A 20943-nucleotide genomic window follows, 5' to 3' on the forward strand; every position below is an offset into this window, starting at 1 on the left:
ATGCGCTGACTCAGAACAACAGATCGGGCAGCAATTGAAACGCATAGCAATCGGCGTCCAGTATGACGGCAGCGCCTGGCACGGCTACCAGAAGCAGGAAGACGGCCACACCGTGCAGGACCAGCTGGAACAGGCGCTGGAGAAGTTCGCCCGGGTGCGCCTGGCCACCACCTGCGCCGGCCGCACCGACACCGGCGTCCACGCGCTGGAGCAGGTGGTCCACTTCGACACCGAACTCGAGCGCGAGCCGCACTCCTGGCTGCGCGGCGTCAACGCCTTCCTGCCGCCGTCGATCGCCGTGCGCTGGGCCAAGCAGCTGGCCGGCGACCCCGGCGTCGACGACTTCTTCCATGCCCGCTTCAGCGCCCGCGCCCGCACCTACCACTACGTGCTGTACAACAACCCGACCCGCTCGCCGCTGCTGGAGGGCCGCGCCGGCTTCTGCTTCCGCCCGCTCGACGTCGAATTGATGCGGGCCGCCGTGAAGCCGCTGCTCGGCTGGCACGACTTCACCGCCTTCCGCGCCGCCCAGTGCCAGGCCAAGTCGCCCGTCAAGCTGATGCACGACATCCAGATCCGCCGCCACGGCGAGCTGGTGGTGTTCACCATCACCGCCAACGCCTTCCTGCACCACATGGTGCGCAACCTGGTCGGCTCGCTGGTCTACATCGGCACCGGCCGCCAGCCGCCCGAATGGCTGGGCCAGCTGCTCGAGGCGCGCGACCGCCACGAGGCCGCGCCCACCTTCATGCCCGACGGCCTCTACCTGGCCAAGATCGACTACGACCCGAAATGGCAACTGCCGCTGGAAACCACCAGCCCGCTGCCCTGGTTCTAGCGGTCCCACCGAACCCACCGAGGAGCAGCCCATGCAACAGCGCACCCGCATCAAGATCTGCGGCCTGACCCGCGCCGAGGACGTCGCCGCCGCCGTCGCCGCCGGCGCCGACGCCATCGGCTTCGTCTTCTACCCGAAGAGCCCGCGCCACGTCACGCCGGCCCGGGCCGCCGCGCTGATCGCCGCCGTGCCGCCGTTCGTCGGCTGCGTCGGCCTGTTCGTCAACGCCAGTCCGGAGGAGGTGGCCGCCACCTGCGCCATCGCGCCGCTGAGCCTGATCCAGCTGCACGGCGACGAGACGGTGGCCGAGAGCGCCGCCATCGCCGCCGCCTGCGGCCGACAATTCCTGCGGGTTTTCCGCGTCAAACCCGACACACGGCCCGCCGATTTGCTAGAATACGAACAGCTATGCCGCGCCGCCAGTCCCTTGTTCTCGAGCCTGTTGCTCGACACCTATGTGGACGCCTATGGCGGTGCAGGAAAGGTATTTGATTGGTCTCTCATCCCAAAAGAACTCGCGCCTCGGGTCGTTTTAAGTGGTGGCTTGAGCGTAAACAGCGCGACTGACGCGGTGGTGCGCGTACGTCCCTACGCCGTCGACATCAGCAGTGGTGTCGAGGCCGCCAAGGGAATCAAGGACGCCCGCAAGATCGCCGACTTCGTCGGCGCCGTGCGGGCCGCCGATACCATCATCGAGAGAGAACACCATCATGAAAGACCTGCCTGAGATCGGCTCCGCCGCTCCCCTGTTCCACGCCACCGACTACCAGCTGCCCAACGCCCGTGGCCACTTCGGCCCCTACGGCGGCGCCTTCGTCGCCGAAACGCTGACCTACGCGCTGGCCGAGTTGAGCCAGGCCTACGAGCGCTACAGCCACGACCCCGAATTCCTCGAAGAGTTCCGCTACGAGCTCAAGCACTTCGTCGGCCGCCCCTCGCCGATCTACCACGCCAAGCGCTGGTCCGAAATGGCCGGCGGCGCGCAGATCTACTTCAAGCGCGAGGACCTGAACCACACCGGCGCGCACAAGATCAACAACGTCATCGGCCAGGCCCTGCTGGCCAAGCGCATGGGCAAGCCGCGCATCATCGCCGAGACCGGCGCCGGCCAGCACGGCGTCGCCACCGCCACCATCTGCGCCCGCTTCGGCCTCGAGTGCGTGGTCTACATGGGCAGCGAGGACGTCAAGCGGCAGGCGCAGAACGTCTACCGCATGAAGCTGCTGGGCGCCACCGTCGTGCCGGTCGAGTCCGGCTCCAAGACGCTCAAGGACGCCCTCAACGAGGCCATGCGCGACTGGGTCACCAACATCGAAAACACCTTCTACATCATCGGCACCGTCGCCGGCCCGCATCCCTACCCGATGCTGGTGCGCGACTTCCAGTCGGTGATCGGCGAGGAGTGCCTGGTGCAGATGCCCGAGATGACCGGCCGCCAGCCCGACTACGTGCTCGCCTGCATCGGCGGCGGCTCCAACGCCATGGGCATCTTCTACCCCTACATCGACCAGAAGGACGTCAAGCTGATCGGCGTCGAGGCGGCCGGCGAGGGGCTGGCCAGCGGCAAGCACGCCGCCTCGCTGACCCAGGGCATCCCGGGTGTGTTGCACGGCAACCGCACCTATTTGCTGCAGGACGCCAACGGCCAGATCATCGAGACGCACTCCGTCTCCGCCGGCCTCGACTATCCCGGCGTCGGCCCCGAGCACGCCTACTTGAAGGACAGCGGCCGCGCCCAGTACGTCTCCATCACCGACGACGAGGCGCTGCAAGCCTTCCACGACTGCTGCCACATCGAAGGCATCATCCCGGCGTTGGAATCGTCGCACGCGCTGGCCTACGCCGCCAAGCTCGCCGCCACCCTGCCGAAGGACCAGATCGTGCTGGCCAACCTGTCGGGCCGTGGCGACAAGGACATGCACACCGTGGCCGAGCGGATGGGCCTGGACTTCAGCTAAGCCGCCGAAGCGCCACCCCGTAAAACCGGGGTCAGACCCCGTACGGGGTCTGACCCCCAGCCGCAGGCCGACGCATGCCGCGCGGCGGTTTGCGGGGTTCGCCGCACCACTGCCACCCAATTTGAAAAGACTATCGCCATGTCCAAAATCACCGCCACCTTCGCGGCCCTGAAGGCCGCCAACAAGACCGCCCTGATCACCTTCATCACCGCCGGCGATCCGGCGCCGGAACTGACCGTGCCACTGATGCACGCCCAGGTCGCCGGCGGCGCCGACATCCTCGAGCTCGGCGTGCCGTTCTCCGACCCGATGGCCGAGGGCCCCGTCATCCAGCGCGCCTGCGAGCGCGCGCTGGCCTTCGGCATCGGCATCCACGACGTGTTCGCCTACGTCGCCGAGTTCCGCAAGACCAACCAGCACACCCCGGTGGTGCTGATGGGCTACGCCAACCCGATCGAGCGCATCGGCGCCGCCGCCTTCATCGCCGCCGCCAAGGCCGCCGGCGCCGACGGCGCCATCGTCGTCGACTATCCGCCCGAGGAGTGCGAGGAGTTCGCCGCCGCCATGCGCGCCGCCGAGCTGGACCTGATCTTCCTGCTGGCGCCCACCTCGACCGAGGAGCGCATCGCCCAGGTGGCCAAGGTCGGCGGCGGCTTCAGCTATTACGTGTCGCTGAAGGGCGTCACCGGCGCCGGCAACATCGACACCGCCCAGGTCGCCGAGCGGCTGGGCGCGATCCGCCAGCACGTCAAGCTGCCGATCGGCGTCGGCTTCGGCATCCGCGACGGCGCCACCGCGCGCGCCGTGGCCGAGGTGGCCGACGCCGTCGTCATCGGCAGCCGCATCATCCAGGAGATCGAAAACGCGCCGAAGGAGGGCGCCGCCGCCGCCGTGCAAACCTTCGTCGCCGGCATCCGCTGCGCGCTGGACGCCTGATTCGCACGAAAAATATCCCTATTCGGAGATAGATCCCTCCGTATGTGGAGCCAGGATGCGGCTTCCGACCCGTCCGGAGCTTGCTCCCCATCAAAGCCGCCTCGCCGTTTCATTGTTGCAGTGCAACTATGTGACGGCCGGGCGGCTTTTTTCAACGCGCCTCCCGCCGCAGGGGCGCGCCGCCCGGGGCGCCGGCGCCGCCGAGTAGTGGATTTCTTCTAAAATTACAAACCGCGCATGCCGGATTTGTGAAATTGTTGTATTGCAATGTTCGACAGGGGGGCGATAAACGGCTACACTTCCGCCACTAGTTAGCAGCAAGGAGATATGATGAGTTGGTTAGAAAAGCTTCTGCCCCCAAGAATTCAGCGTTCGGACGCTGCGGCACGCAAGACCATGCCCGAAGGCCTGTGGGTCAAATGCCCCTCCTGCGAGGCCGTGTTGTACCGCACCGATCTGGAATCGAACCTGCACGTTTGCCCGAAGTGCGACCACCACATGCGCATCCGCGCCCGCGAGCGCCTCGACGGCCTGCTCGACGCCGGCGGCCGCTATGAAATCGGCCAGGAAACCCTGCCGGTCGACACGCTCAAGTTCAAAGATAGCAAAAAATACCCCGACCGCCTGAAGCAGGCGATGGAAGCGACCGGCGAGACCGACGCGCTGATCGTCATGGGCGGCGCCATCATGAGCCTGCCGGTCATCGTCGCCGCCTTCGAATTCGAATTCATGGGCGGCTCGATGGGTTCGGTGGTCGGCGAGCGCTTCGTGCGCGGCGCCCAAGCCGCGCTGGAACAAAAAGTGCCGTTCATTTGCATCACCGCCACCGGCGGCGCGCGCATGCAGGAAGGCCTGCTGTCGCTGATGCAAATGGCCAAGACCACCGCCATGCTGACCAAGCTGTCGGAGAAGAAGCTGCCCTTCATCAGCGTGCTGACCGATCCGACCATGGGCGGCGTGTCCGCCTCCTTCGCCTTCATGGGCGACGTGGTGATCGCCGAGCCGAAGGCGCTGATCGGCTTCGCCGGCCCGCGCGTGATCGAAAACACCGTGCGCGAGAAGCTGCCGGAAGGCTTCCAGCGCGCCGAGTTCCTGGTCACCAAGGGCGCCGTCGACATGATCGTCGACCGCCGCAAGATGCGCGAAGAAATCGCCCGTCTGCTGGCCCTGCTGCAGAACCAGGCCGTCGAGGTTCTGGCGTAAGCTAGCCCCGCTTTATTTCGCGGCGCGCAAGCGGGTTACGATCCGCTGCGCGCCGCGCTCATTTCCAAGTGTGCCCCATGTCTACTCTCCCAACTACCCTGCCAGAATGGCTCGCGCTGCTCGAATCGCGCCACGCCGAAACCGTCATCAACATGGGCCTGGACCGCGTGCGCGCCGTCAAGGAGCGCCTGGCGCTGCAGTTTAGCTGCCCCGTCGTGATGGTGGCCGGCACCAACGGCAAGGGCTCGACCTGCGCCATGCTCGAATCGGTGCTGCTGCGCGCCGGCTACAAGGTGGGCCTGTACATCAAGCCGCACTTCCTCGACTTCAACGAGCGCGCCCGCGTCAACGGCGAGCTGGCCAGCGACGCGGCCCTGGTGGCCGCCTTCAACGCCGTCGAGGCGGTGCGCGGCGACACCGTGCTGACCTACTTCGAGTTCACCACCCTGGCCATCATGCAGCTGCTGGCCGGCGCCGGCATGGACGTGGTGATCCTGGAGGTGGGCCTGGGCGGCCGGCTGGACGCCGTCAACGTCATCGACGCCGATGTCGCCATCGTCACCAGCGTCGACATCGACCACACCGACTACCTGGGCGACACGCGCGAGGCGATCGGCTTCGAGAAGGCCGGCATTTTCCGCGCCGGCAAAACGGCGATCTGCAGCGACCCGGTGCCGCCGCAGTCGCTGATAGCCCACGCCGAGGCCATCGGCGCCGACCTGTGGCTGATGGGCCGCGACTTCAACTACTCGGGCGACAAGCAGCAGTGGAACTACGGCGGCCGTTCGCAGCGGCGCAATTCGCTGGCCTACCCGAGCCTGCGCGGCGCCAACCAGATCCTCAACGCCGCCGCCGTGCTGGCCGCGCTCGAGGCGCTCAAGCTGCAACTGCCGGTCGGCGCGCAGGAAGTGCGCACCGGCCTGGTGACGGTGGAACTGCCGGGCCGCTTCCAGGTGCTGCCGGGCCGTCCGACGGTGATTTTGGACGTGGCGCACAACCCGCACGCCGCCTCGGCGCTCAACCAGAACCTCGGCAACATGGGCTACCACGCCTACACCTACGCCGTGTTCGGCTCGATGCACGACAAGGACATCGACGGCGTCATCGCCGCCATGGGCGAGCACGTCGACCACTGGTGCCTGGCCACCTTGCCGTCGCCGCGCGCCGCCAGCGCCACGGAACTGGCCGGCCGCGTGCAGGCCGTGCAGCCGGAAAGAGACGAACGCACCATCAATATCTTCGACGATCCGGCGCAGGCTTACGCAAATGCGCTGAGCCGAGCCGGGGAGAATGATAGAATTGTGGTCTTTGGGTCCTTCCTGACCGTCGCCGGCGTCATGGCGGCACGAAAATCCTCACTCCACTGAAAATATCGCGCATGGGCTTGTTCTCGAAACTCTTTAAAAACAAGCAAGATACCGCTGGCAAAGACAGCGGCTACTACTCCAGTTCAGACGACCAGGCCGCCAGCGAGCGCGCGCGCTCCAAGCGCGCCTCGTCGGCCGACGGCGGCGCCAAGCGCGGCCGTGCGGCGGCCAAGGAGTCGGACGACCCCGTCTTGCCCGAGAAGAAACGCGCGCGCCGCCGCCTGGTCGGCGCCATCGCGCTGGCGCTGCTGGTGGCCATCGGCCTGCCGATGGTGCTCGACTCCGAGCCCAAGCCGCTCGCTGCCGACATCGACATCAAGATCCCGTCCAAGGACAAGCCGGCCGAGCCGGCCGCCAGCGCTTCGTCGCGCGTAGCGGCCAGCGCCGCCCTGGACAACTCCGAGGAAATCGTCACCGAGGCACCGAAGGCCGCCGCCAAGCCGGCCGCGCCGGCCGTCGCCGCTGTCGCCCCGGCACCCGTCGCCGCCAAACCGTCGCCGGCCATCGTCGCGCCCGTGGTGGCCGAGCTGAAGGTTGGCAGCGAGGCCGCCAAGCCGGAGTCGAAGGAAGCCATCAAGGCCAAGGCTGTGGCCGAGGCCGAGGCCAAGGCCATGGCCGTGGCAGAGGCCAAGTTCAAGGCGGACGCCAAGGCGGAAGCCGAAGCCAAAGCCAAAGCCAAGGTCAAGGCCGAGGCCAAGGCCGAGGCGGACGCCAAACTGGCCAAACTCGAGCACAAGACGGAAGCCAAGCCCGAGCACGCCAAGCAGGAGGCCAAGCTCGCCGACAGCAAGCCGGCCGCCAAGCCGGCCGACGACGCCAGCCGCGCCCTGGCCATCCTGGAGGGCAAGGCCGCCGCCAAGCCGGCCGCCGAGTCGTCCGCCGCCGGGCAGAAATTCGTCGTCCGTGTCGCCGCCCTGGCCACCCACGAAAAAGTCGACCAGTTGCAGGAAAAACTCAAGGAGGCCGGCATCCATTCCTTCACGCAGAAGGTGTCGACCCCGTCGGGCGAACTGACCCGCGTCAGCATCGGCCCCTTCGCCAACAAGGAAGAGGCCGAAAAAGTGCGCGCCAAGCTGGCCAAGCTGGGCCTGGGCGGCAGCCTGGTGCCGCAGTCGTGATGCTTGCGCAGCGCTAGGTCCGGCCGTGACGATTTTCGATTATCTGGTGATCTTCGTGTTGATCGCCTCCGTTGTCATCAGCACCATGCGCGGCCTGGTGCGGGAAATGTTGTCGCTGGTCAGCTGGATCGTCGCCTTCGTCGTCGCCAACGCCTACAGCACCCAGCTGGCCGCGTTGCTGCCGGCCATGGTGCCGGGCGAGGTGCTACGCCTGATCCTCGCCTTCATCGTGCTGTTCGTCGGCGTGCGGATTTTGATGGGCATACTCATGCTGGCGCTCGACGCCTTGGTCAAGGCCGGCGGCCTGGGCATGGCCGACCGCGGCCTGGGCGGCTTGTTCGGGTTGGGCCGTGGCCTGGTGATCGTGCTGGCCGCCGTCATATTGTGCGGGATGACCTCGGTCCCGCAACAGGATTTTTGGAAGAACGCGCTGCTGAGTCCTCTCGCCGAGGCCGGGGTGCGTACGGTGAAACCCTTCCTTCCAGCTGCGTTCGCGCAGTACGTGCATTTTTGAATTTTTTAAATCAGTAGCACCAGTCTAGGAGCACACCATGTGTGGCATCGTCGGCGTCGTTTCCCATCAACCAGTCAATCAACTGCTGTATGACGCATTGCTGTTGTTGCAGCATCGCGGTCAGGACGCGGCAGGGATCGCGACCAATCACAGCAGTATGTTTTCCATGCACAAGGCCAACGGCCTGGTGCGTGACGTCTTCCGCACCCGCAATATGCGTTCGCTGCAGGGCAACTCGGGCATCGGCCACTGCCGCTACCCGACCGCTGGCTCGTCGAGCGAGGAAGAGGCGCAACCGTTCTACGTCAACGCCCCGTTCGGCATCACGCTGGCGCACAACGGCAACCTGACCAACTGGGAACAGCTCAAACAAGAGATGTTCAAGAACGACCGCCGCCACATCAACACCGACTCCGACTCGGAAGTGCTGCTCAACGTGCTGGCCCACGAGATCCAGAACGCCACCAGCGGCCTGGTGCTCGACCCGGACGCCATCTTCAAGGCCGTCGCCGTGCTGCACCGCCGTGTGCGCGGCGGCTACGCCGCCGTGGCGCAGATCGCCGGCGTCGGCCTGCTGGCCTTCCGCGACCCGTTCGGCATCCGTCCGCTGTGCCTGGGCATCAACGAGACCGAGCAGGGCGCCGAATACCTGATCGCCTCCGAATCGGTGGCGCTCGAAGGCATGGGCTTCCGCTTCGTGCGCGACATCGCGCCGGGCGAGGCCGTCTTCATCGACGCCGACAAGCAGTTGCACAGCCGCCAGTGCGCCGACAACCCCAGCCTGAACCCATGCGTGTTCGAGTTCGTCTACCTGGCCCGCCCGGATTCGATCATCGACGGCGCCTCGGTCTACGCCACCCGCCTGAAAATGGGCGAATACCTGGCCGCCAAGATCAAGCGCGAATTCAAGGACGGCGAGATCGACGTGGTCATGCCGATTCCCGACTCGTCGCGTCCGGCCGCCATCCAACTGGCGCTGGCGCTCAACATCGAGTACCGCGAAGGCTTCATCAAAAACCGCTACATCGGCCGCACCTTCCTGATGCCCGGCCAGGCGATGCGCAAGAAGTCGGTGCGCCAGAAGCTCAACGCCATCGTCTCCGAGTTCAAGGACAAGGTCGTGCTGCTGGTCGACGACTCGATCGTGCGCGGCACCACCAGCCGCGAGATCGTGCAGATGGCCCGCGAGGCCGGCGCCAAGAAGGTGATCTTCGCCTCGGCCGCGCCGCCGGTGATCTACCCGAACGTGTACGGCATCGACATGCCGACCCGCGACGAGCTGATCGCCTACGGCCGCACCACTGAGGAAGTCTGCCGCGAGATCACCGCCGACGCCCTGGTCTACCAGGACATCGACGCGCTCAAGCGCGCCATCTCCGACGTCAACCCGGAGCTGAAGAACTTCGAGGCCTCGTGCTTCGACGGCATCTACGTCACCGGCGACATCTCGCAGGACTACCTGGACAAGCTGGAATACGCCCGCCACAACCCCAAGGCCCCCGGCCCGGAGGACGCCGGACGCTCCCAGCTGAACCTGAACCTGGCCACCACCGAAGGGTGATGACCAGCCCGGCGCCGCAGTAGCGACGCCGGGTTTTTTTATGCCTGGCGGCCTTGTTCCGCCGGCGCGGAATAGACCATGAACGACAAGAAAAACTACGGCTTCACCACCACCATCCTGCACAACGACCGGCAGAAGGGCATCGAGCACGGTTCGCTGCACAAGCCCATCCACACCTCGGTGGCCTTCGGCTACAACGACGCGCGCCAGCTCGCCTCCGTGTTCCAGGGCAAGGAGCCGGGCTTCCGCTACGGCCGCCAGGGCAACCCCACCGTCTCCGCGCTGGAAGACAAGGTCAACCAGATGGAGCAGGGCGTCGGCACGCTGTGCTTCGCCACCGGCATGGGCGCCATCGGCGCCGTGTTCCAGTCGCTGCTGCGCGCCGGCGACCACGTGGTCTCGTCGTCCTTCCTGTTCGGCAACACCAACAGCCTGTGGCAGACCGTCGCCGGGCAGGGCGTGGACGTCTCCTTCGTCGACGCCACCGAGGTGGCCAACGTCGCCGCCGCGCTGACGCCGGCCACCCGCATCGTCTTCGTCGAGACCATCGCCAACCCGCGCACCCAGGTCGCCGACCTGCGGCGCATCGGCGAGCTGTGCCGCGAGCGCGGCATCCTTTACATCGTCGACAACACCATGACCACGCCCTACCTGTTCCGGCCCAAGTCGGTCGGCGCCGGCCTGGTGGTCAACGCGCTGACCAAGTCGATCTGCGGCCACGGCAACGCCCTGGGCGGCAGCCTGACCGACACCGGCGCCTACGACTGGAACGCCTACCCGAACATTGTCGAGAACTACAAGAAGGCGGCGCCGGCGCAATGGGGCCTGGCGCAGATCCGCGCCAAGGGCCTGCGCGACTTCGGCGCCTCGCTGGGGCCGGAGGCGGCCCACCACATCGCCGTCGGCGCCGAAACGCTGGCGCTGCGCATGGAGCGCACCTGCGCCAACGCCGCCGCGCTGGCCAAGCTGCTGGAGGCCGACGAGCGCGTCGCCGCCGTCCACTATCCCGGCCTGGCCTCGCACCCGCAGCACGCCCTGTGCGGCGAGCTGTTCCGCAGCTACGGCTCGCTGCTGAGCTTCGAGCTGAAGGACGGCATCGACTGCTTCGACTTCCTCAACCGCCTGAAGCTGGCCATCCCCGCCAGCAATCTGGGCGACACGCGCACGCTGATTATCCCGGTGGCGCACACCATCTTCTACGAGATGGGCGCCGAGCGCCGCGCCAGCATGGGCATCGCCGAGTCGCTGATCCGCGTCTCGGTCGGCATCGAGGACACCGCCGACCTGCTCGACGACTTCAGCTGCGCGTTGGAAGGCTGCTAGGCGCTAGCCCGCAGTCGTAACGCCAAAAGGCAGCGCGGTGCGAACCGGGCTGCCTTTTTTGCTGCTTGGCGTGCCGAACCATCGATCTTGATAGGTAAGATTCTGCGTGCGAGCCTTGCTGGCAGATTGTCCAGCAAATGCTCGCTTACTGAACAGTGGTTGACACGCCCCAATTCGATTTGGTGAAGCCTGGCCAACAATGCCTTTGGTACCCATTTGTCGTTCTGATCTATTTTTAACTACCCTAGTGTTCTGGCTGCCGCCGGGATGATCCGTCACGACGGCCGTTTTCACGTGCTGCTACGAGGTTGAGATGCGAGTGATGATATGGCTGTCCTTCGGCGCCCCAGTGCTTCTTTCTCTGGCCTATGCCGCCGCCCCACCGGCTGCCTGGAAGCCATTTCATGCGAGCTTCACAATCTTCTCCGGCCAACAGCTTGCGGAGCGTGGCGCGCCGACGGCGACAGACCGCAAGCTGGCCATCGCAGTTGAAGGACTGCCTGCGAAAGAGATTTTTGATTCGATTGGCCCAGATCGCCATCCGACATGTAGTCAGAAGAGGGGCGATCGTCAACGCCGCAAGGGAGGTGCTCAGTGCACCTATAGCCCGGAGGGAGATGGAAACGGCTACCGGTGCTGGATCGGGCTCAATCTCCGAACTGGTGAGAGCACCCCGACTGTGAGTTGCTAGCCAAGTTTGTCGGCAAGCAGCGTCTCGGTCGGCATCGAGTGCACCGCCGACATGCTCGGCGACTTCAACTGCGCGTTGGAGGGCTGCTAGGTGGTATTTTTGCCAGCGGGCGTATAATCGACCGCATGCCATTGCTCAACTTAAAAGCCATTGACCCGGCGGAATTGATGCCGCTCCCCGAAGTTCCGGAAAGCTACGGCCCGCGGAACGAGGAGGAGAAGCGTGTTTATGAACTGGTCAAGGAAGCGCTCGACAGCGGCCCCGGCATGACTTACGCCAGTGTGGCCGACCTCATTGCGGACCTACGCGCCGGCATCCCGGGCCTGGATACGTAGGCGAATGCTCAAACTGCATTTGCGCTCGTCGGCTTCTGCTGACTTAGCCGAGGCACTCGCATACTATGCCGAGGTGGCGCCTGGATTGCCGGACACCTTCCTGGAACAGCTCTCCATAGCGCTGACCTTGCTGCGGGAGCATCCCAACGTCGGCTCCCGACGTTTCGCCCACCTCTTCCCCGGAATCGATCTGCGCACCTGGTCACTCGACCGTTTTCCGTTTCGGATCTTTTACATGATCGAAGGCGACACCTTGCACGTGCTAAGGGTCGATCACGAACGGAGAAACGTCACGACCAAGACCATCGGTCCGCGCGGGCGCACGAAAAAAGGCGGCGGCGAATAGGGCGGGGAGGGCGTGCTTGACGTGGGGAGTGGCTGCACGAAACTTGGCACTTAGTACCAAGTACGCTTCACGCCCACCGCCAAGCCCTCGAGAGCGAATTCGTCGGCCTCCGGGGTGCTGCGCTCAATCGCTTTGATCGAAATCTAACGCCGCCTTTCGCAAACGTCATAAGTTAGGACGTCGCAGATCAGTGCTGAATTAACCTATGGGTTAAAAAATGTCCTATTATGTGCTTGCGAAAGATACGTTTACGGTCGCTGCGCTTGTGGATACGGCGGATGAATGGCGCATCACTTGTCCGATTCTTGAATTCTTGCACAGATCAAGCATGAACCGAGCTACTGCGGCAAGTTGCCGAGGATTTAAAGCCATTTTTGGCCGCTATGCGGAGAATGGTCCGTCGAGTTTGACGTCCGCAATGATGCATGAGGCGAACAAAGCAAACTCGATTTTGGAGCTCATCAAGGGAGACCTGCGTTTGCTGTGCTTTATCGATGGTGAAACACTGTGTTTGACGAACGGCTACCTGAAGAAGGCGCAGAAGGCTGACATGGCTGAGGTGGCAAAAGCCATCAAGGCCAAGAATGAATTTTTGTCGAGGAGTAGGTAGATGGATGCGGACTTGTTGAAGCAGTGGTTCGACGCGCTTCCGGTTGATCCGGCGGACACCGTCAAGCTGGAGTTTGCTGTCGCCCTTGATCTTGCGATCCGTGAACTCGGTTTGAGCCGAAAGCAGGTGGCTGAACTGCTGAAAACTTCGCCGGCCTGGGTTACCAAGGTTCTACGTGGGGACGTCAACCTGACTATCGAAAGCATGGTGAAGCTGTGCGATGCCGTCGGCCACCAGCTTCAAATCAGTATCGTCAAGAAGAATGCAATTCCGTTGCGCACCGCAGCGCCCCGGAAAACGGCTCATTCCGGTTAGTTGGAGGGGGAGTGCGCCGCTGCGGATCAACCGCAGCGCGCCGCTCTTCTTGGTTGCCTAGTGCCAGGTACGCATCAAGCCCACCGCCAAACCCTCGAGCGCGAACTCGTCGGCCTCCGGGTCGACCTTGATGATCTTGAAGTCGGGGTTCTCCGGCAGCAGCTCGATGGTGTTGCCGGTCTTGCGGTAGCGTTTGACGGTGACGTCGTTGCCGATGCGGGCGACGACGATCTGGCCGTTCTTGGCGCTGTCGACCTTTTTCACCGCCAGCAGGTCGCCGTCCATGATGCCGGCGTCGCGCATCGACTCGCCGCGCACCTTGAGCAGGAAGTCCGGCTTGGCCGAGAACAGCGCCGGGTCGACGTTGTAGCTGGCCTCCAAATTCTCCTGCGCCAAAATCGGCGAACCGGCGGCGACGCGGCCGATCAACGGCAGCGACATCATCAGCGAGGCCGGGATCTTCGAGGCCGGCGCCTCGGCGTGCACGCCGAGCAGGCGGATGCCGCGCGAGGTGCCGGCGGCGATCTCGATGGCGCCCTTGCGCGCCAGCGCCTGCAGGTGCTCCTCGGCGGCGTTGGCCGACTTGAAGCCGAGCTCGTTGGCGATCTCGGCGCGGGTCGGCGGGAAGCCGGTGTTTTCGATCGCATCCTTGATCAGGTTGAGAATTTGTTCTTGACGTGCGGTGAGCTTGATCATCGGTGCCTGGGGACTGTGGATATAGACAGTCTGTATTTTTGTACAGTGGGCGTCCGAATGCAAGGGTATTTCTTGCTTTCGACGAAATAATGCACAAATCACCGCCCCGGGCGGACCCGGCCGGACCCGGCTCTAGCCCGGCGGCAACGACGGCATTGAGCTTTGCGCGAAAAGCTGATATAGTAGCCGGCTTACCTCTTCCCACACTTGTCTTGACGCCAAGGTGGGCGTTTATCCGTCCTTAAGGAGTTTGCATGCGTCACTATGAAATAGTATTTATCGTCCATCCGGACCAGAGCGAGCAAGTGCCCGCCATGATCGAACGTTACAAAGCCAGCGTAACCACCCGCGGCGGTTCCGTTCACCGTGTTGAAGATTGGGGCCGTCGTCAAATGGCTTACTCGATCCAGAAACTGGCCAAAGCACACTACATCTGCCTGAACATCGAATGCGACAACGAGACCCTGGTCGAGCTGGAAACCGCCTTCAAATTCAATGATGCCGTGTTGCGCCACCTGACCGTTCGTATGAAGAAAGCGGAAACCGCTCCTTCGCCGATGATGAAATCGGTACAACGCGAAGATGCAGCGAAATCCCATCGCGCTGAAGCCCCAGCAGCTGCTCCTGCTCCTGCAGCGGCCTAATTGTCCGGGAATCTGAGCTGAACCAGCTCCAGTTCATCGCCCTCATCGCCGAACGGGACGCCTTGCGCTACACCCCGGCCGGCATGCCGATCGTCAATGCTGTTCTACAGCACCGGTCGCAGCAGATGGAGGCGGGCATCGCCCGGTTGAGCGAGTTCGAAATTTCCGCGGTCGCCGCGGGCGAAATTTCGGGCCGCTTCAGCCAGACGCCGCTGGGTGGACTGTACCAGTTCACCGGATTCCTGAACAAGAAGACGCGCAATAGCAAAAGCCTGGTGTTTCACATCATTGATTTTAGTGCTGTCCAAGACAGCGCACCTATTTAGATACAGGAGCCTAAAATGGCATTCGGTAAAAAGTTCGACAAAAACAAGCTCAAGCTGAAAGAAAAGCGCAAGCAACAAAATCCACTGTTCAAACGTAAGAAGTTCTGCCGCTTCACCGCAGCGCACGTTGAACAAGTCGATTACAAAGACGTCGACACGCTCAAAGATTTCGTCCAGGAAAACGGCAAGATCATGCCAGCACGTCTGACCGGTACCAAGGCGCACTATCAGCGTCAAGTTGACACCGCAATCAAGCGCGCTCGCTACCTCGCGCTGCTGCCTTACACCGATCTGCACCACGCTTAATCGCGTTGCTCAGATAAGATCCTGGAGAGAACTATGCAAATCATTCTGTTAGAAAAAGTCGTTAATCTCGGCAACCTCGGCGAAGTCGTCAAAGTCAAAGACGGTTACGCACGTAACTTCCTGATTCCGCAAAAAATGGCCCGTCGTGCAACCACTTCCGCAGTGGCTGAGTTCGAAGTCAAACGCGCTGAACTGGAAAAAGCTGCCGCCATCAAACTGGCCGCCGCTCAAGCCCAAGGCGAGAAACTGAACGGCATGACCGTTTCCGTTTCGCAAAAAGCTGGCGTCGATGGCCGTCTGTTCGGCTCCGTCACCAACTTCGACATCGCTGAAGCGTTGACCAAAGCTGGTTTCGCTGTTGAAAAAGCAGCCGTGCGCATGCCTACCGGCCCGCTGAAGACCACCGGCGAGCACGCCGTGTCGGTCGCACTGCACACCGACGTCGTGGTCGAAGTGACCATCGCCGTCGTGGGCGAAGCAGCCTAAGTTCGAACCGGGCAGCAATGCCCGCTTGACACGCCGCACACATAGAGAAGCCGGGCTTGCCCGGCTTTTTTATCGTCTGTGGCTCTTTGGTTTGGGAAAGTTTTTTCTCGCCAGATTTTTTTTGCCGAGCGACTAAGCAGGTATAATTCGCGCCATGAACGCCCCCTCAGATCCACAAGTAGATTCACTCCGCATTCCGCCGCATTCCATCGAAGCAGAACAGTCCGTCATCGGCGGCCTGCTGCGCGACAATGCGGCGTTCGACCGCATCGCCGACTTCATGCATGCGGAGGACTTCTACCGCTACGACCACCGCATCATCTTCGAGCAGGTCGTCAAGCTGATCAACGCCTCCAAGCCGGCCGACGTGATCACCGTGTTCGAGGCGCTCACCTCGCTGGGCAAGGCGGACGACATCGGCGGTTTGGCGTACTTGAACGCGATGGCGCAAAACACGCCATCGGCGGCCAACATCCGCCGCTACGCCGAGATCGTCCGTGATCGTGGTATTTTACGCAAGCTTATCACGGTCGCCGACGAGATCTCCGGCCAGGCCTTCAGCCCGCAGGGCAAGGAGGTCAAGCAGATGCTCGACGAGGCCGAGTCGAAGATCTTCGCCATCGCCGAGCAGGGCGCCCGCGGCGCCCAGGGCTGGGTCGCCGTGCAGCCGCTGCTGACCCAGGTGGTCGAGCGCATCGACGAGCTCTACAGCCGCGAGAACCAGAGCGAGATCACCGGCGTGCCGACCGGCTTCATCGACCTCGACCGCATGACCTCGGGCCTGCAGGCGGGCGACCTGGTGATCGTCGCCGGCCGCCCCTCGATGGGCAAGACGGCGTTCTCGGTCAACATCGGCGAGAACGTGGCGATCGAGGCCGGCCTGCCGGTGGCGATCTTCTCGATGGAGATGGGCGGCGCCCAGCTGGCCATGCGTATGCTCGGTTCGGTCGGCCAGCTCGACCAGCACCGCCTGCGCACCGGCCGCCTCAACGACGAGGACTGGCCGCGCCTGACCCACGCCATCCAGAAGATGAACGACGCCCAGTTGTTCATCGACGAGACGCCGGCGCTGAACCCGATCGAGCTGCGCGCCCGCGCGCGGCGCCTGTCGCGCCAGTGCGGCAAGCTCGGCCTGATCATCGTCGACTACCTGCAACTGATGACCGGCAGCCAGCCCGGCGACAACCGGGCCTCGGAGATCTCCGAGATCTCGCGTAGCCTGAAGGGTCTGGCGAAGGAGTTGCAGTGTCCGGTCATCGCCCTGTCGCAGCTGAACCGCTCGCTGGAGCAACGCCCCAACAAGCGGCCGGTGATGTCCGACTTGCGCGAATCGGGTGCTATCGAGCAGGATGCCGACGTCATCATCTTCCTCTACCGCGACGAGGTCTACAACCCCGACTCGCCCGACAAGGGCACCGCCGAGATCATCATCGGCAAACAGCGTAACGGCCCGATCGGCGCCGTGCGACTGACCTGGGTAGGCCAATACACCAAGTTTGGCAACTACGCCGGCAATCTGGCGCTCTACCAAGGCGACTAATCCTCTTTGCGCCGTCCGGACCACCGGGCGGCCATCAGCAGTAACCACGAATCAATGAACGGAGAATGACATGTTTGGACGCTTGATGCCCACCGAGGGCAAATTTTTTGACTTGTTTAACCAGCACGCCGACCTGTGCGTCAAGGGCGCGAAAGAGATGCTGGCCCTGATGACCAACTTCGACGATCTGGAAAACCGCGTGCACGCGATCGAAAGCATCGAGAAACAAGCCGACAAGATCACCTACGCCACGGTCGACATGTTGCACAAGACCTTCATCACGCCGATCGACCGCGACGACATCCACAAGCTGATCACCCGCATGGACGACATCCTCGACCTGATGGAAGACGCCGGCCAGACCGTCTCGCTGTACGACCTGCACTCGGTGACGCCGGAGGCCAAGCGCCTGGCCGAGCTGGTGCTGGCCTGTACCGAGAAGGTGCGCGACGCCGTCGCCCTGCTGCACAACATGGACAACTCGCGCCAAATCGTCGCCATCTGCGAAGAGATCGACCGCCTCGAGTCGGACGCCGACCACGTCATGCGCGCCGCCATGTCCAAGCTGTTCCGCGACGAACCGGACGTGCGCAACCTGATCAAGATGAAGGCGATCTACGAGATTCTGGAAACGGTCACCGACCGCTGCGAGGATGTGGCCAACATCATCGAAGGCATCATCGTCGAGAACGCGTAAGCGCCGGCCCCCGAATCTGTCCAAGCGAAAAGAATAATCCATGCACACCCTCACAATCAGCATCTACGTCCTCGGCCTGTTGATCGCCCTGGCGCTGGTGTTTGACTTCATGAACGGCTTCCACGACGCCGCCAACGCGATCGCCACGGTGGTCTCGACCGGCGTGCTCAAGCCGCAGGCCGCCGTCGCCATGGCCGCCGTCTTCAACTTCATCGCCATCTTCGTGGTCGGCCTGGGCGTCGCCGCCACGGTCGGCAAGGGCACCATCGCCCCCGGCGTGGTCGACCAGTACGTCATCTTTGGTGCCCTGGTCGGCGCCATCGTCTGGAACCTGTTCACCTGGTACTACGGCATCCCCTCGTCGTCCTCGCACGCGCTGATCGGCGGCCTGGTCGGCGCCGCCGTCGCCAAGTCCGGCACCGGCGCGCTGGCCGGCGGCGGCCTGCTCAAGACGGTCGAATGGATCGTGTTGTCGCCGCTGCTCGGCTTCATCTTCGGCTCGATCATCATGCTGATCGTCTCGTGGATCTTCGTGCGCTCGACGCCGCGGCGGGTCGACAAGTGGTTCCGCCGCCTGCAACTGGTGTCGGCCGCCAGCTACAGCCTGGGCCACGGCGGCAACGACGCGCAAAAGACCATCGGCATCATCTGGATGCTGCTGATCGCCGCCGGCCACAGCTCGGTGGCCGACAAGTCGCCGCCGTTGTGGGTGATCATCTCCTGCTACGCGGCGATCAGCTTCGGCACGCTGTTCGGCGGCTGGCGCATCGTCAAGACCATGGGCCAGAAGATCACCAAGCTCAAACCGGTGGGCGGCTTCTGCGCCGAGACCGGCGGCGCGCTGACCCTGTTGATGGCCAGCTTCTTCGGCGTGCCGGTGTCGACCACCCACACCATCACCGGCGCCATCGTCGGCGTCGGCTCGGCGCAGAAGATGTCGGCGGTGCGCTGGGGCGTGGCGGGCAACATCGTCTGGGCCTGGGTGTTCACGATTCCGGCCTCGGCCTTCGTCGCCGCCATCGCCTGGTGGGTCGGCCACCACATCATGTAATTGTTTGTCCATCCGCCGCTGGCGGACGTGAAAAAAGGGAGCCGTTCGGCTCCCTTTTTTACTGCGCGCCCATGTGCCGGCGGCGGCATTGAGGGTCAGACCCTAGGGTCTGACCCTGATTCCGTGCCGGTGGCTCGGCGCTGAACTACGCCGCGTCGGCGGCGAACAGCTTGTCGTAGGCGGCCAGCAGGGTCTGGTGCATGGCGCTGCCCTCGAAGTCCGGGCCCAGGGTGTCGAGGCCGAAGAAGCGCTCGCTGCCGTCGAGCAGGGCCTCGGCCAGCTGCAGCGTTTCGGCGCCGAACAGCAGGGCCAGCGAGCGGGTGTAGTTCTCCGACTCGTCGTCCTCGTCGAGCTTGACGATGGCCTCGACGCAGCGGTACACCAGGCGGCGCGCCGGCGCCAGGTCCTTGAAGTGGTGGATCCAGTCGCAACCCTCGAGGATCGCCTCCTGGTCGCCCACCACCAGGGCCAGCAGGGTTTTCAGCTCGCCGATGCGCAGCTGCTTCCACGGCGTGCCCAGCGGGATGGCCAGGCCGAGGATCTCCCACAGCGGGCGCTCGTCGTTCAGGTTCGAGGTCTGCAGGTCGGCCAGCAGGCTGGTGCATTCCTGCACGCTCAGATCGTGCAGGCGCACCAGCAGCGGACGCAGCTCGTTGCCGATGCTGTTGTTCTCCCACTCCAGGTCCTCGACCGGGTAGATCTCCGAGAAGCCCGGCACCAGGATGCGGCAGCTGTAGGCGCCCTGTTCGCTGAAGTCGGCCACGTAGATGTCCTTGCCCTCGGCGTGGACGGCGTCGACCAGCCACTGGTAGTCCTCGTCGGTGGTGCTGCTGAAGTTCCAGTCGCAGAAGGGGAAGTCCGGCGTGTCGCTCATGAAGTTCCAGCTGATCACGCCGCTCGAGTCGACGAAGTGGATCTCCAGGTTGGCCACGGCGTTGATCTCGCTCATGTCGAAGCCCGGCTCGGGGAAGCCCTCGAGCGAGTCGAGGGCGCGGCCCTGCAGCAGCTCGGTCATGGCGCGTTCCAGCGCGATCTCGAAGCGCGGGTGCGCGCCGTAGCTGGAGAACACGCCCTGGTCCTTGGGATGGACCAGGGTGACGTTCATCACCGGGTACTTGCCGCCCAGCGAGGCGTCCTTGACCAGGATGCCGAAGCCGGCCTTGCGCAGGCCGGCGATGCCGGCGGCGATGTTGGGGTAGCGGGCGACGACGTCGTCCGGCACCTCGGGCAGGCACAGGCCCTCGGCGATGATGCGGTACTTGATGGCGCGCTCGAAGATCTCCGACAGCGCCTGGCTGCGCGCCTCCTTGACGGTGTTGCCGGCGGCCATGCCGTTGCTGACGTACAGGTTGCCGATGATGTTGACCGGGATGTAGGCGGTGCTGTCGTCGCGCAGGCGCTTGTACGGCAGGGCGCAGATGCCGCGCTCGACGTTGCCCGAGTTCAGGTCGACCAGCACGCTGCCGTCGATCTCGCCGTCCGGGTTGTAGAAGGCGTGCAGCTCGGCGTTGAGCATCTCGGCCGGCCATTCGCCGTCGGCGCCGGGCTGGAACCATTTCTCCTGCGGATAGTGGACGAAGGGACGGGCGGCGCGGGTCGCGCCGAGGTTGAAGTGGGTCCAGAAGTAGTGCGTGCCGAGGCGCTCGAAGAACTCGCCGTAGGCGCTGGCGCGGGCGGCCAGCTCGGTGGCGCCCTTGCCGTTGGAGAACAGCATCGGACACTCGCTGTCCTTCATGTGGGTCGACCAGATGCCGTCGACCTCGTGCAGCAGCGACGACTCGTTGAGCTTGAAGCCGCGCTTGGCCAGCTTGGCCTGCATGGTGGCGATGGTCGTTTCGAGGGCGGCATCTTTGCCGGGGATAAAGGTTTCAGTAGTCATCAAGACGTCTCGTAAAGAAGGGACGGGCGGGCGCGAACGGGGCGCCCGGCGATAGGGTGGAACAGTGACGCCGGTGGCGCGCGTCGGGCATGGCGGAGGCTAGTTGCTGGCCCGGAACGGCGCGTGCCGCTGGGCAGGGTGGTCAATGCGGATGCGCGTGCTGCTCACCCGAAGCATACCATTGCCGGCGCTTGCGCGACAGC

At 64.1% G+C, this 20943-nt stretch carries 23 protein-coding genes; 21 read left to right on the forward strand and 2 right to left on the reverse strand.

The annotated features are described in order from the left end of the window. Window positions 1–34: 34 nt before the first annotated feature. The 14 genes from truA to BM252_RS12505 all read left to right on the forward strand — a co-directional run bounded on the left by truA (window position 35) and on the right by BM252_RS12505 (window position 13115). Entirely contained in the window at window positions 35–838 is an 804-nt protein-coding gene (truA, locus tag BM252_RS12435; RefSeq protein ID WP_093387841.1) for a tRNA pseudouridine(38-40) synthase TruA, read from the forward strand. A 31-nt stretch (window positions 839–869) separates the two neighbouring features. Continuing rightward, complete coding sequence (locus BM252_RS12440) at window positions 870–1565, forward strand: phosphoribosylanthranilate isomerase (protein WP_093387842.1); 696 nt, start codon at window positions 870–872, stop codon at window positions 1563–1565. Next, window positions 1549–2796, forward strand: coding sequence for a tryptophan synthase subunit beta (gene trpB / locus BM252_RS12445; RefSeq protein WP_093387844.1), 1248 nt, complete (start codon window positions 1549–1551; stop codon window positions 2794–2796). The genes BM252_RS12440 and trpB overlap by 17 nt, the downstream gene beginning before the upstream one ends. Before the next feature lie 138 nt (window positions 2797–2934). After that, window positions 2935–3732, forward strand: a complete 798-nt coding sequence (gene trpA, locus BM252_RS12450; protein WP_093387845.1) for a tryptophan synthase subunit alpha — start codon at window positions 2935–2937, stop codon at window positions 3730–3732. A 330-nt stretch (window positions 3733–4062) separates the two neighbouring features. Further along, complete coding sequence (gene accD / locus BM252_RS12455) at window positions 4063–4935, forward strand: acetyl-CoA carboxylase, carboxyltransferase subunit beta (RefSeq protein ID WP_093388097.1); 873 nt, start codon at window positions 4063–4065, stop codon at window positions 4933–4935. 77 nt (window positions 4936–5012) lie between these two features. Continuing rightward, a complete protein-coding gene (folC, locus tag BM252_RS12460; RefSeq protein WP_093387847.1) occupies window positions 5013–6302 on the forward strand; it encodes a bifunctional tetrahydrofolate synthase/dihydrofolate synthase in 1290 nt (429 codons plus the stop codon). A gap of 11 nt (window positions 6303–6313) precedes the next feature. Beyond that, window positions 6314–7420: an SPOR domain-containing protein gene (locus tag BM252_RS12465; RefSeq protein WP_093387848.1), complete on the forward strand. Its 1107-nt coding sequence runs from the start codon at window positions 6314–6316 to the stop codon at window positions 7418–7420. Window positions 7421–7445: 25 nt separating this feature from the next. Continuing rightward, window positions 7446–7934 carry a CvpA family protein gene (locus BM252_RS12470; protein WP_093387850.1) on the forward strand — a complete coding sequence of 163 codons (489 nt, stop codon included), beginning with the start codon at window positions 7446–7448 and terminating at the stop codon, window positions 7932–7934. Between the two features lie 37 nt (window positions 7935–7971). Continuing rightward, window positions 7972–9495: an amidophosphoribosyltransferase gene (gene purF / locus BM252_RS12475; RefSeq protein ID WP_093387851.1), complete on the forward strand. Its 1524-nt coding sequence runs from the start codon at window positions 7972–7974 to the stop codon at window positions 9493–9495. Window positions 9496–9573: 78 nt separating this feature from the next. Continuing rightward, a complete protein-coding gene (locus tag BM252_RS12480; RefSeq protein ID WP_093387853.1) occupies window positions 9574–10818 on the forward strand; it encodes a cystathionine gamma-synthase family protein in 1245 nt (414 codons plus the stop codon). An 816-nt stretch (window positions 10819–11634) separates the two neighbouring features. Beyond that, window positions 11635–11844 (forward strand): hypothetical protein, encoded by a 210-nt coding sequence (locus tag BM252_RS12490; RefSeq protein ID WP_093387856.1) that lies wholly within the window; start codon window positions 11635–11637, stop codon window positions 11842–11844. Between the two features lie 4 nt (window positions 11845–11848). Further along, complete coding sequence (locus BM252_RS12495; protein WP_093387858.1) at window positions 11849–12190, forward strand: type II toxin-antitoxin system RelE/ParE family toxin; 342 nt, start codon at window positions 11849–11851, stop codon at window positions 12188–12190. Window positions 12191–12407: 217 nt separating this feature from the next. Beyond that, window positions 12408–12800 (forward strand): hypothetical protein, encoded by a 393-nt coding sequence (locus BM252_RS30090; RefSeq protein ID WP_139236472.1) that lies wholly within the window; start codon window positions 12408–12410, stop codon window positions 12798–12800. Beyond that, window positions 12801–13115, forward strand: coding sequence for a helix-turn-helix domain-containing protein (locus tag BM252_RS12505; protein ID WP_093387861.1), 315 nt, complete (start codon window positions 12801–12803; stop codon window positions 13113–13115). It abuts the gene before it with no gap. Between the two features lie 57 nt (window positions 13116–13172). On the opposite strand, the gene lexA is transcribed toward BM252_RS12505, so the two are convergent. Beyond that, window positions 13173–13811 (reverse strand): transcriptional repressor LexA, encoded by a 639-nt coding sequence (gene lexA, locus BM252_RS12510; protein ID WP_093387862.1) that lies wholly within the window; start codon window positions 13809–13811, stop codon window positions 13173–13175. A 254-nt stretch (window positions 13812–14065) separates the two neighbouring features. Here lexA and rpsF point away from each other — a divergent pair, with 254 nt between their 5' ends. The 7 genes from rpsF (at window position 14066) to BM252_RS12545 (ending at window position 18861) form a co-directional block, all read left to right on the forward strand. Beyond that, window positions 14066–14455 (forward strand): 30S ribosomal protein S6, encoded by a 390-nt coding sequence (rpsF, locus tag BM252_RS12515; RefSeq protein WP_093387864.1) that lies wholly within the window; start codon window positions 14066–14068, stop codon window positions 14453–14455. A 17-nt stretch (window positions 14456–14472) separates the two neighbouring features. Beyond that, the gene (gene priB / locus BM252_RS12520) at window positions 14473–14781 is read left to right on the forward strand and encodes a primosomal replication protein N (RefSeq protein ID WP_093387865.1); all 309 of its coding nucleotides are present in this window, start codon (window positions 14473–14475) and stop codon (window positions 14779–14781) included. 15 nt (window positions 14782–14796) lie between these two features. Then, window positions 14797–15087 carry a 30S ribosomal protein S18 gene (gene rpsR / locus BM252_RS12525; RefSeq protein ID WP_028104935.1) on the forward strand — a complete coding sequence of 97 codons (291 nt, stop codon included), beginning with the start codon at window positions 14797–14799 and terminating at the stop codon, window positions 15085–15087. A gap of 33 nt (window positions 15088–15120) precedes the next feature. Beyond that, window positions 15121–15573 carry a 50S ribosomal protein L9 gene (rplI, locus tag BM252_RS12530; protein WP_093387867.1) on the forward strand — a complete coding sequence of 151 codons (453 nt, stop codon included), beginning with the start codon at window positions 15121–15123 and terminating at the stop codon, window positions 15571–15573. Window positions 15574–15727: 154 nt separating this feature from the next. Then, window positions 15728–17113, forward strand: a complete 1386-nt coding sequence (locus BM252_RS12535; protein ID WP_093387868.1) for a replicative DNA helicase — start codon at window positions 15728–15730, stop codon at window positions 17111–17113. Window positions 17114–17183: 70 nt separating this feature from the next. Further along, window positions 17184–17810 (forward strand): DUF47 domain-containing protein, encoded by a 627-nt coding sequence (locus BM252_RS12540; RefSeq protein WP_093387870.1) that lies wholly within the window; start codon window positions 17184–17186, stop codon window positions 17808–17810. Window positions 17811–17850: 40 nt separating this feature from the next. Beyond that, the gene (locus tag BM252_RS12545) at window positions 17851–18861 is read left to right on the forward strand and encodes an inorganic phosphate transporter (protein WP_093387871.1); all 1011 of its coding nucleotides are present in this window, start codon (window positions 17851–17853) and stop codon (window positions 18859–18861) included. 145 nt (window positions 18862–19006) lie between these two features. Here the strand turns inward: BM252_RS12545 and ycaO are convergent, their stop codons facing one another. Next, window positions 19007–20740, reverse strand: a complete 1734-nt coding sequence (ycaO, locus tag BM252_RS12550) for a 30S ribosomal protein S12 methylthiotransferase accessory factor YcaO (RefSeq protein WP_093387873.1) — start codon at window positions 20738–20740, stop codon at window positions 19007–19009. Between the last annotated feature and the right edge of the window lie 203 nt (window positions 20741–20943).

Source organism: Rugamonas rubra (assembly GCF_900114705.1).
Taxonomy (GTDB): Bacteria; Pseudomonadota; Gammaproteobacteria; order Burkholderiales; family Burkholderiaceae_D; genus Rugamonas; species Rugamonas rubra.